7 protein-coding genes are annotated in these 12,147 nt (G+C 59.1%); 6 read left to right on the forward strand and 1 reads right to left on the reverse strand.

The features are described from left to right. Positions 1-89: 89 nt before the first annotated feature. The 4 genes from Mal15_RS25885 (at position 90) to Mal15_RS25900 (ending at position 7,750) form a co-directional block, all read left to right on the forward strand. Positions 90-1,532 carry a sulfatase gene (locus tag Mal15_RS25885; RefSeq protein ID WP_147870398.1) on the forward strand — a complete coding sequence of 481 codons (1,443 nt, stop codon included), beginning with the start codon at positions 90-92 and terminating at the stop codon, positions 1,530-1,532. Further along, positions 1,532-3,127: a sodium:solute symporter gene (locus Mal15_RS25890; RefSeq protein WP_147870399.1), complete on the forward strand. Its 1,596-nt coding sequence runs from the start codon at positions 1,532-1,534 to the stop codon at positions 3,125-3,127. The genes Mal15_RS25885 and Mal15_RS25890 overlap by 1 nt, the downstream gene beginning before the upstream one ends. Then, positions 3,124-4,587, forward strand: coding sequence for a sulfatase (locus Mal15_RS25895; protein WP_233903035.1), 1,464 nt, complete (start codon positions 3,124-3,126; stop codon positions 4,585-4,587). The genes Mal15_RS25890 and Mal15_RS25895 overlap by 4 nt, the downstream gene beginning before the upstream one ends. 181 nt (positions 4,588-4,768) lie before the next feature. Beyond that, on the forward strand, positions 4,769-7,750 hold the full coding sequence (locus tag Mal15_RS25900; protein WP_147870400.1) for an exo-alpha-sialidase: 2,982 nt from the start codon (positions 4,769-4,771) through the stop codon (positions 7,748-7,750). Between the two features lie 145 nt (positions 7,751-7,895). Here Mal15_RS25900 and Mal15_RS25905 read toward each other — a convergent pair whose 3' ends face one another. Beyond that, a complete protein-coding gene (locus Mal15_RS25905; protein WP_147870401.1) occupies positions 7,896-9,737 on the reverse strand; it encodes an arylsulfatase in 1,842 nt (613 codons plus the stop codon). A 509-nt stretch (positions 9,738-10,246) separates the two neighbouring features. On the opposite strand from Mal15_RS25905, the gene Mal15_RS25910 reads away from it, so the two are divergent. Both Mal15_RS25910 and Mal15_RS25915 read left to right on the forward strand, forming a co-directional pair. After that, positions 10,247-10,762, forward strand: coding sequence for a carboxymuconolactone decarboxylase family protein (locus Mal15_RS25910; protein ID WP_147870402.1), 516 nt, complete (start codon positions 10,247-10,249; stop codon positions 10,760-10,762). Next, on the forward strand, positions 10,759-12,117 hold the full coding sequence (locus Mal15_RS25915; RefSeq protein ID WP_147870403.1) for a dihydrolipoyl dehydrogenase family protein: 1,359 nt from the start codon (positions 10,759-10,761) through the stop codon (positions 12,115-12,117). The genes Mal15_RS25910 and Mal15_RS25915 overlap by 4 nt, the downstream gene beginning before the upstream one ends. Positions 12,118-12,147 lie beyond the last annotated feature (30 nt).

A 12,147-nucleotide genomic window follows, 5' to 3' on the forward strand; every position in this document is an offset into this window, starting at 1 on the left:
ATGGGAGGCAGAATGATGGGAGGGGCAAATCGGAGCACTGAGAAGTAGAACTTGAAACCTGAAACTTGAAACTTCCCCAGGCGGACTCAATGATTCGAACATCTGTCATCCTTGCTTTAACGTTAGCATTCTCAACGGCACTCACCCCGCGTCTTCTGGCCGGCGATCGACTGAACGTGTTGTTCATTGCGGCGGATGATTTGCGTTGTGATTTGGGGTGCTACGGGCACCCGTTGGCCAAGACCCCGCACTTGGATCGGTTGGCGCAGCGCGGGATTTGTTTTGATCGGGCGTACTGCGCCCAAGCACTCTGCAATCCGGCCCGCAGCAGCCTGTTGACCGGTCGCCGGCCGAACACGTTGACGCAGTACAATCTGACCAAACATTTTCGCGACGCGATTCCCGACGTTGTGACGCTGCCGCAGTACTTCAAACAGAACGGCTACTTTTCTCAGAACGTCGGCAAGATCTTTCACAACTGGGCAACGGAAGTGAAAGGTGATCCGGATTCCTGGAGCGTGCCGGCGGTGATGCATTTCGGGTCGCACCGGCACGACGACCCGAAAGTTGACGGACAGCTTCCGCCGAACCTTGCCAAGGCGATTCGCTGCGAATGTCGAGACGTCCCCGACGACGCGTATTACGACGGGCGGATCACGAATCTTGCGCTCGACGCTTTGCGAGAGCGCGCCCAAGCGGATCAGCCGTTTTTTTTGGCGGTCGGTTTTTGGAAACCCCATTTGCCCTTCAACGCCCCCAAGAAGTATTGGGACTTGTACGATCGCGACGAAATCTCGTTGCCGCAGTGCCCGCAGTGGCCCGCCGGGACACCTCGCATCGCCTGGCACAACAGCCAGGAGTTGTTGGGCAAGAGCAAGCCGGCAACGCTGACCCCGGAGGACGAGCAAGAGTTGCGCCACGGTTATCTGGCCGGCATCAGTTACATGGATGCACAAGTCGGACGGTTGTTGGACGAACTGGACCGATTGCATCTGACCGATCGGACGTTGATCGTGTTCTGGTCCGATCACGGTTTCCAGCTCGGCGATCACACGTTGTGGTGCAAGACGTCCAACTTTGAACTCGACGCCCGCGTTCCACTGATCATCGCGCCTCCAGGTGGTGTTGCGGTCAATCGGACCGACGCCATCGTGGAGTTGTTGGACCTTTATCCGACGCTGGCGGAGTTGTGTGGTTTGGACCGTCCTGATGGGCTGGAGGGTGTCAGTTTGAAGCCGTTGATCGACGGCGTCGCGGACAAGGTCAAAGACGCCGCCCTGACACAGCATCCGCGTCCGTCTTACTACCGGCATCCGATGGACGCGATGGGACACAGCGTTCGCACCGACCGGTTCCGGTACACCGAATGGCGTTCACGTGATGACGGCGCGTTGATCGGAGCGGAGTTGTATGATCACGACGTGGATCCGGCCGAGTCGGTCAATCGGGTCGATGAAGACGCTTACCAAGTTCACCTTGCGGGATTGCGCCAGGTTTTGAAGTCGCTTTCGGGGGCATCGAATCAACCGTGATGATCGCAGCGACATTCTTTACGGGCATCGACTGGTCGGTGCTGGTGGTCTACTTCGTCGGCATTCTGGCCATCGGGGTGGTGTTTTGGCGGCGCAACAAATCGGCCGACGACTTCACCGCCGGTGGTCGTTCGTTGCCCGGGTGGTTGTGCGGCATGTCGATCTTTGCGACCTACTTGAGCAGCATCAGTTACCTGGCGCTGCCGGGCAAAGCGTTCGTCGAAAACTGGAATGCCTTTGCATTTTCGCTTGCCCTACCGCCGGCCGCCTGGATCGCGGTTCGGTTTTTCCTGCCGATGTACCGGGCTTCGGGTGAAGTCAGCGCGTATTCGTTGTTGGAGCATCGATTCGGGTTGTGGGCCCGACTGTTCGCCAGTTCATTCTACCTACTGTTTCAAGTCGCTCGCATCGGCGTGGTGATGTACCTGATGGCGTTGCCGATGGCGATTCTGTTCGGCTGGGACATTCGCACCTTGATCCTGGTGACCGGCGTGATCGTCACGGCGTACTCGTTTATCGGCGGCATCACGGCCGTCATCTGGGCCGACGCCATCCAAGCGTTTGTGCTGTTGGGCGGCGCCTTGTTGGCGCTGTTGATCTTGCTGATGGGCATGCCGGACGGCCCGGGACAGGTGTTTGCTGTCGCATCGGCCGAGGGAAAGTTCTCGCTGGGAAGCCGATCGTTGACCGAGGTCGCCACGCCGACCCTGTGGATCGTGTTGGCCTACGGGCTGTTTGAAAACCTAAAGAACTTTGGGATCGATCAAAGCTACGTCCAGCGTTACATCGCCTCGAGCAGTGATCGGGAAGCCCGCAAAAGTATCTGGCTGGGGGCGCTGTTGTACGTTCCCGTCAGTGCGTTGTTTCTGTTCATCGGGACGGCGCTCTATGCCTTCTATCAGAATCATCCCGAGGACATGGACGCCGTGCGGAACATCGTGGCGAGTCAAAAGTTGATGCAAGCGGGCGTGGATGCCGACGCGGCCGACTACGACGCCCAGCTTCAGACGACGGCGTCCGGGCTATCCGAAACCGACTTGGGCGATCGAGTCTTCCCGCACTTCATCGCCGCGCACCTGCCTGTCGGTGCACGCGGATTGTTGATTGCGGCGGTGTTTGCGGCGGCGATGAGTACCGTTTCGACGGGGCTGAATTCGTCAGCGACTTTGGTGATGAGCGATTTTTACAAGCGACTGCTGCGACCCGATTCCAGTGACCAGGCCAGCGTGCTGGTGTTGCGCGGCGCGACGTTGGTCTGGGGAACACTCGGGACGATCGTGGCGTTGATCCTGGTCCAGCTGACCCACAGCGTGCTGGACATCTGGTGGACGCTTTCGGGGGTGCTCGGCGCGGCCATCATCGGGTTGTTCCTGCTCGGTATCACGTCGCCACGACTGCGAGAGCGGCCGGCGGTCTTGATTCTGGCCGCGGGAGTCGCGCTGATCGCTTGGATGACGTTTTCAAAGACCGTCTATTGGCCGACGTCGCTGGAATCGATCGCCAGTCCGTTTCACCCCTTCCTGGTGATCGTTTTCGGACCGGCGGTGATGGTGATTCTTGGGTTGGCTGTTTCGCGTGGGAGGGCAGTGCAATGATGCAATCACGAATGATGCGTCCGCTGGCGTATGGGTGGCTGCTGGCGGTGTTGATCGGCATGCCGGGCGCGGCGAGCAAAGGTGTTGCCGAGGCCTCCGATCCCCCCAACATTCTGTTCATCCTGGCCGACGATCTGGCTTGGTCGGATCTCGGATGCTACGGGCACCCTTGGCACCAGACGCCCAATATCGATCGACTGGCCGCAGGCGGCGTGCGATTGAATCACGCGTACGCGTCGGCACCGATTTGTAGCGCCTCGCGGGCCAGCCTGATGACCGGAAAAACGACGGCTCGTTTGGGGTTTGAATTTGTCACCAAGGACAAGCCGGGGTTCCAGAAGATCGAGGGGACGACGTTGCTGCAGGCGCCGCCGTTGACGCTGGATCTGCCGCTGGCAGAGTCAACGGTCGCCGAGCATTTGAGTGGACTCGGGTATCAGACGGCGTTTTTCGGCAAGTGGCATTTGAATCAGCATCACGGCGGCTATCTGGGCTGGAGTCCGACACATGGGCCGGCGGCGCAGGGTTTCGAAACTGCGGTCGAAGATTTTGGTGCCCATCCGTATTCGTGGAAACGCAATCCCGTGAAGACCATCGAGCGTGTCGGCGAGTACGCGCCTGATTCGATGGTCGACCAGGTTTGTCAGTACCTGGGGAAAAAGCACGAGCGACCGTTCTTCGCGATGGCATCATCGTTTTTCGTCCACACGCCGGTAAGGACGCCCTGCAAATGGCTGGTCGATCGATTCGACCGGAGCATTCCCCAAGGGATCGCCAATCGTGATCAACGTGTCACCTATGCCGCGTTCTTGCAGACGTTGGATCATCACGTCGGCCGAATGCTGAACGCCCTGGACGCGTCGGGTCAAGCCGATAACACGCTGGTCGTGTTCATGTCCGACAACGGCGGGCACCCGGAATACGTCTCCAACGCGCCGCTGCGCGGTTCGAAATGGAACCTGTACGAAGGTGGGATTCGCGTGCCGATGATCGCCAAATGGCCGGGCGAGATTGATGCCGCGACCGAGTCTGACACGCCGGTGGTCGGCTATGACTTGTTGCCGACCTTTGTCGACGTCGCCGGCGGTGTGGTCGATGACGTCGACGGGGTCTCGATCCGGGGTGTGTTGCAGGGCGAATCCGTCGCCTTGGAACGCAGCCTGATCTGGCACTTTCCCTACTATCATCCCGAACGCGGTTACAAGGACGCGAAGCGGTCGATCGGAATCGACGACTTTTGCGTCAGCCAGACGCGTCCGCAATCGGCACTCCGCCGCGACCGATACAAGTTGCTTTGGTTCGCCGAAGACGATCGCGTCGAGCTTTATGATTTAGAATCCGACCCCGGTGAACAGCACGATCTGTCGGCGACGTCCGCGGAGATCGCAGGCACGTTGCGCCGCGAATTGCGTTTAAAGTTGAAGTCGATGAACGCCCGGATGGCGACGCCCGTCGAATGAAGAGAGGCAGAATGATACGGGGCAGAATGATGTTAGTCACCGCTGAGCCTACGACCTGTCCTCCTCCAGCCTCCCCATCATTCTGCCCCCCATCATTCTGCCTTCCCCCCTATCACCCCATTGTTTTGCCCCTGACTCATTCCGCCTCCCACCCCTTCCTTTCCCCACCGACGACAAATCTATGAATCGCCTCACCCGCCACCTCCTGCCACTTTGTCTAGCCGTCGCGGCCGGTTTTTCGCACGCGGCCGACCCCGAGTGGAAACTGCAGCCGCTGCCGTACAACAACCCCGGACTCGAAGTCGATCTCGGCGTCGGACTTTGGGCTTGGCCGATGCCGATGGATTACGACGGCGATGGCGACTTGGATCTGCTGGTCGCCTGCCCCGACAAGCCGTCCGGCGGCGTCTATTACTTTGAGAACCCGACTCAGGATCCGAGCATCAAAATGCCCGTGTTCAAACCCGGCGTTCGGCTCGGCAAGGCCGGTCACAACCTGCAGATCAGCTATGTCGATGGGCAACCGAGGATCTTGCAACCGGGAAGCGAATTTCCGCGTGAGGCGTCATCCGGAACGTTTGATTTTGATAAGCCGAAAAAGATTTACCCCAAGTCTAACGTTCACGCCAACAAGGTCCGCGGCAACATGTGGCGCTACGTCGACTTTGATGGCGACGGAGACCAGGACTTGGCGGTCGGAACCGGTGATTGGACCGACTATGGCTGGGATCACGCTTACGACTCTGCCGGGCGATGGCGAAACGGACCGCTGCACGGAAACGTCTACATCATCAATAACGACGGAACCGACGAGCAACCGGAATACTCGGCGACGCCCGAGCGTTTGACGGCTGCCGGCGGCGACATCGACGTCTACGGTTGGCCGTCACCGAATTTTGCGGACTTTGACGGCGACGGCGACTTGGATCTACTGTGCGGTGAGTTCTTGGACGGATTCACGTACTTCGAAAATATCGGATCACGTACCGGACCGGTCTACGCCGCCGGCATCAAGCTCAACGACCAGTTGGGCAACCCGCTGGTGATGCATCTGCAAATGATCACGCCGACCGCGACGGACTGGGACGGCGACGGCGACATCGATTTGATCGTCGGTGACGAAGACGGTCGGGTCGCATTGATCGAGAACACGGGGAAACTGCGGGACCGCCAACCGGTCTTCCTGCCGCCGCAATACTTTCGCCAACAAGCCGACACGCTCAAGTTCGGTGCGCTGGCGACACCGTACGCCTACGATTGGGACGGCGACGGCGACGAAGACATCCTCTGCGGCAACACCGCAGGGAACATCGCGTACTTTGAAAACCTGGGCGACGGCGGCAATGGGTTGCCGAAGTGGTCGGCTCCTTCATTGATTGAAGTGCAATCGGCCGATGGGCGAACCAGTGAACCGTTCCGCGTGATGGCCGGACCGAGCGGTTCGATCCAGGGACCGTGCGAAGCAAAATGGGGCTACACGACACTTTCGGTTGCCGATGTCGACAGCGACGGTGACCCCGACATCGTCTACAACTCGATCTTGTCCCGCGTCCAGTGGTTGCGAAACGACGGTGGCGTGCTGGTCCAGGCCGAGACCGCTGGGACACCTACGGAGGCACCGCCGGCGTGGTACTGGTGGCGAACCAAGAGCCAATCGGCACTGACGCAGTGGCGGACCACACCGCTGGTGATCGACTTCGATGGCGATCAGAAACTGGATCTGGTGATGCTGGACCAGGAAGGTTATTTGACGCTGCGAAAGGATGCCGGTGAGGCACAGCGTGTGTTCGTCGACGAGCAACTGAACCCGATCCGTATGAACTCGAAATCCTGCGGCGGATCCGGCCGATACAAACTGGCCGTGGTGGATTGGGACGGCGACGGGCGGCTGGATGTGCTGGTCAATTCCGAGAACGCGATCTGGTACCGCAATTGTGATTCTGTGGATGGAAAGATCGTTCTCAAACGCGTCGGCAATCTGGCCCGCCGTAACGTCGCCGGCCACACGTCCAGCCCCTCGGCCTGTGACCTGGATCGCGACGGCAAGCCCGATTTGATGGTCGGGGCAGAGAACGGGCGGATCTACTACATCGCCCATGACGATTGCATCCAGTTTTCTGAAACGCAAACCACGGCCAAAGTGGACGACAAAGCGAAGGAGCCGAGGATGCCCGGTCTGGTCAGCGAAGAGTTCGTTTCGGACAAGATGCCGACCAAGGAGTGTCACGCGTCGACGATTTGTCAAACCAGCCGCGGGTTGGTGGCGGCTTGGTTTGGCGGGACGAAAGAAAAGCACAAGGACGTCGGGATCTGGGTCAGCTATCACGACGGCAGCCGCTGGTCATCGCCGTCGCAAGTCGCCACGGGAGTTCAGCATGATGGACTGCGGCACCCGTGTTGGAATCCGGTGTTATTTCAGCCGCCCGGGGATGCCCCCACGTTGTTGTTTTTCAAAGTCGGCCCCGACCCGCAAAGCTGGTGGGGCGAGATGATGGTCAGCTATGACCGCGGACGAACGTTCCGTGACCGAGTGCGTTTGCCCGAGGGGATCGACGGTCCGGTGCGTTGCAAGCCGATTTTGACCGACGATGGACGTCTGCTGAGTGGTTCGTCGACCGAATACGACGGGTGGCGCGTGCATTTTGAGAAAGTCGATCTCGTGGGTGGGCAGCCTGCGGGAACCTGGACGCGGATCGGACCGATCAACGATGCATCGAAGTTCAACGCGATCCAGCCGACGATCCTGCGGCACGCCGATGGCAGTCTGCAGGCTTTGTGCCGCAGCAAGGAGGGCGTGATCGTCAGCACCCGCTCCGGCGACGGTGGCAACACCTGGTCGGAGCTGAAAGCGTTGGATCTGCCGAACCCCAATTCGGGGATCGAAGCCGTCTCACTGGCCGATGGGCGTCACTTGTTGATCTACAACCATCTGGGCAGCGGAAGCAGCGGCTGGGGACGACGCGGGATGTTGAATCTGGCTATCTCCGAGGACGGCGATCATTGGACGCGCGTGGGAACGTTGGAGCAAGAACAACGCGCCGAGTTTAGTTATCCCGCGATCATCCAGACCGACGATGGCATGGTTCATGCCACGTACACCTGGAAACGGCAAAAGGTCAAGCACGTCGTGATTGATCCGAGCAAACTGGTGCCGGAAGAGTGATTTTTTGGAAAGTAGCGCGCCGCTCACTGACGCTTCCCGCTGGCATGGGATGCCAGCACGTGGCGTGAGCCAGTGGCGGGCGTTGGTTGCGGGGTGACCTCGGGCCGCTCGCTGACGCTTCCCGCTGGCAGAGACGCACCCCCGCTCACTCCACGCGTTCCAATGTGATCCGATTCAAACGCATCAATTCGCGTCCCGGGCACGTCTCGACTTCGGCGACGAGTTCCACGTGGCCTTGTTCCAGATGCAGCGTGCCGACGACGTGACTTTCAAATTGGTCGGCGGTTGTGCTGGCCTGGACGTGGTGTGTGATCGCGTGGTCGCCGCTCTGGAGCGACAGTTTGCCGCCGGCGTCGAGTGGACGGCAACCGTAGGTCAGACGCACGTGATATCGACCGGCTTGTTCGACATCCAGATTCCAACTCGCCCGCTCACCGGATTCCCGCCAACCCTGGATCGTATCCCAGTCATACCCGTCGAACACGTACTGAATGTTGTCCCCGGTCCAAGTCGACCAGCTCGGTTCGATGTCGACGGGCACCTCGCCGACCGGAACGGGAACCGGAGTGTAGGTTTGTTCTGCGGTGACGTCGGCAAACCAGCGGACGAATTCGCTTCGCAACCGCTCCACCTGTTCCGGATTCCTGGACGCGACGTTGTGTTTTTCTCCCGGGTCGGATTGCAGATCGAACAATCGCCAGTGAGATCGCGAGGACGTGGTGGTGCTGCCGACTTGGCACAGCAACTTCCAGCGGTCATCGCTGATCGACCAGCGTTTGTCGGCGTTGGGTTGGTAGCGATCCCAGGTGTGATAAACAAACGCGTGATGTGGTTGATCCGCCCCGGTGGTCAGCAGGTTGACCAGGCTGACGCCATCGATGGTGCGATCCTGCGGAATCCCGACGCCGGCCAGTTCACAGAAGGTCGGCAGCCAGTCGACGTGTGAGGTCTGACCGTGGACGATCTGCCCCGGTTTGATTCGTTTCGGCCAGCAGACGAAGCACGGCGCCCGGACTCCGCCTTCGTAGACACTCGCCTTGTTGCCATTCATCCCGCCTTTGAAAAACTTGCTGACGCCACCGTTGTCACTGGTGAACACGACCAGCGTGTTGTCGGCGGCGCCGGCCCGTTCTAGGGCGTCGAGCAGTCGTCCGATGTTCTGGTCGACGCGGTCGATCAAGCCGTAGGTCCGTGCTTCACGCATCGGCAGCCCGCGATCGAGGTACTTTTTCAGCGTCTTGTCGCCTTCGGGTTGGGCGTAGTGCGACGTGTCCAATAAGAACGGTGAATGGGGAGCATTGAACATCAACGCACAATAAAATGGTCCGTCATGCGTCTCGGCGGCGTGTTCGATGAAATCGATCGACGCGTCCGTGAACACATCGCTGACGTAGCCGCGTGCATCGACGGGACGCCCGTTGTGGTAGACCTGGTCGGGAAACTGGTAACGCTCGATGTGGCCATGGTAATGGCCAAAGAACTCGTCGAAACCGCGTTCTTGCGGTTGGTAGCCGGGATACTTGCCCAGGTGCCATTTGCCGAACAATCCGGTCCGGTAACCCGCCTTCTTCAACAACTGGGCGACGGTGATTTCGCTGAGCCCCATCGAATCGCCGCCGAACCGCGTGTTGTACAAACCGGTACGCAGGTAGTAGCGGCCGGTCATCAATCCGGCACGCGTTGGCGCACAAACCGGCGCGGCATAATAGCGGTCCAACTGAATCCCCTGCTCGGCAATCGCATCCATGTTCGGCGTGTCGATGTGCGGATTGCCGGTCACGCCGGTGTCCCAGTACCCCTGGTCATCGGTCATGATGAACACAATGTTGGGGCGCGGCGGTGACTGGGCGCTTGCGACAAACACAACCAGGGATTGCGTCGCCACAACTGCAATTGCGAGACGAGCGAGTGTTGCGATTCGGTGAAGCAGACGACGTGGGGATGTCCGGCGGTAACCGCGCCGTATCGAGGCGGGGCATGGAATCATGTTGCATCCTATTCGTTGGTAACGCGGGCGTCAGGCGAGGCAGAATCGATCAGGCGTTTGAGTCGCACAGCCAATCCGAGACGTCCCAAAAGTCGGGCGCGGGGTTAGCAGCAAGCCGAGCTGCCATCGCGAAATCAACAGCGTGTGGCTTCCATTTTCGAAGAACGATTACGTTGATGCAACCGTGCGGAGTCATCCAACGAAATATGGGCAAAACGATGAGGGCAAAAATCGTGCGATGGGACCAAAGAGACTTATGCGACTTATAGGTCCCCTTTGTCCTATTGGTCCTATCACGCCCCTGCGCCGCATCGCCTGGACCATCGGCGGGTTGAAAGAATCCACCAAAGATGTGACGACCAGTTCGGTCCAAACCCGGCGGAAACCGGATCCGCATGTGTGCGGCACCATTTTTGCACTGAATCGACGGATCAGGGCTGAATCAGGCGCCGACCTGCGACCGGCCACCCTCACCCTTTTTTTGCTTACCTTAACGAAACAACAAACTCATGCCGCACGTTCAACCACTGAAACAATCCGAGGCACCCGCCAAGTCACAACCCATCTTGAAGGCGATCGAAGAACAGTTTGGTCAATCATTGAACATTTTCAGTACGCTCGCCCACCAGCCTGATGTCCTGGGGGGCACGACACAGATCAATGACGGAATCCGCGAGGATTTGCCCGCGAAACTCCGGGAATTGGCGTACTTCAAGTCCTCCCAAATCAACGGTTGCGAATATTGTTCGCACTACCACCGCCAAGCGGCCAAAAAAGCCGGTGCGACCGACGAGCAGATCGAGGCGATCGACCGGTACGCGCGAAGCGATGCCTTCGACGAGCAGGAGAAAGCAGTGTTGTCGTATGCCGAACAATTGACCAGGACCGCGGCGGTTGAAGCGAACACGGTCGCCAAGGTCAAAGAATTCTTGAGCGACAAACAACTGGTTACGCTTGCAGCGACCGTCGCATTGGCGAATTTCACCAATCGTATCAATCACGGGTTGGACATTGAACTGCCATGAGTGCGACACATTTTGATGTGATCGTGATCGGAACCGGTCCAGCGGCGTCGACGGTCGCCGAAAACGCAAATGAAGACGGACGCCGCGTGGCGATCGTCGAAGCACGGGAGTTCGGGGGCACCTGCGCATTGCGGGGGTGTAATCCCAAGAAAGTGTACGTCAATGCCGCGGACCTGATCGATCGGTCACGCGCGGCCAATGGGAAACTCATCGACGCCGAACGTCTCGCCATCAACTGGCCGCAACTATTATCGTTCAAACGCGAGTTCACCGACCCGGTTGTTGAAAAATCGGAACGCTCGTACTTGAAAAAGGGGATGGCGACATTCCACGGCCAAGCATCTTTTGACGGACCCGATGCGATCCTTGTCAACAATGTTCGATTGACCGCCGACCGTCTCTTTATCGGCAGCGGCGCGCGTCCGCGACCGCTGGACATCCCTGGTGGGGAGCGTGCGATCCACAGTGATGCCTTTCTGGAACTGGCGGAAATCCCATCACGTGTCGTCTTCATTGGTGGCGGTTACATCTCGATGGAGTTTGCATGCGTCGTCGCGAGATCCGGCTCTGAAGTCACCGTTCTGCAGCAAGAGGAGCATGTCCTGTCGCCGTTCGATGCCGACCTTGTCAGTCAACTGGTGGAGTATTCCGCGCGGCACGGAATCAACATTCACACGTCGTCCCAAGTGAACGCGATCGAGAGTTCCGGCGATGCAGCGATGAAGGTCCGATATGAGCAGTCAGGGGAAGAAAAGTGGGGCGAAGCCGACCTGGTGGTGCATGGTGCCGGCAGGATTCCCAACGTTTGTGACTTGAACTTGAAAGCGGGCGAGATCGAATACAGCGACCGAGGGATCACCGTCGATGAATTCATGCGGAGCGTGAGCAACCCCCGCGTGTATGCCGCGGGAGATTGTGCCGACACGGGAAAGCCGATGCTAACGCCGACGGCCAATGAGGAGGCTCGAATCGTAGCCAAAAACCTATTCGCCGAATCGCCTTCTCGGCGGCCTGATTACGGCGTCATTCCCCAGGTCGCTTTCACGGTCCCTGCGATCGCCGCGATCGGATTGTCTGAGAGTGAGGCGAAGCGGTCATTCGATGTCGATGTCCGTCACGCCGACACCTCCGGTTGGAACTCCGTTCGGAAATCTTGTCAAGAATGTTCGGGCTATAAAGTCCTCGTTGACAAACAAACAGATCGTATCCTTGGCGCCCATCTGCTCGGCCCGTCGGCAGAGGAGACGATCAACCTGTTCGCTCTGGCGATGAAACACGATTTGACAGCGACCGATCTCAAATCGACCCTGTTCGCCTTTCCTACGTTTGCTTCCGACGTGCGGCAGATGGTATGACCGACTGCTGTATCGACGGGCGGGACGCCT

Origin of the sequence: Stieleria maiorica, from assembly GCF_008035925.1 — a bacterium.
Taxonomy (GTDB): Bacteria; Planctomycetota; Planctomycetia; order Pirellulales; family Pirellulaceae; genus Stieleria; species Stieleria maiorica.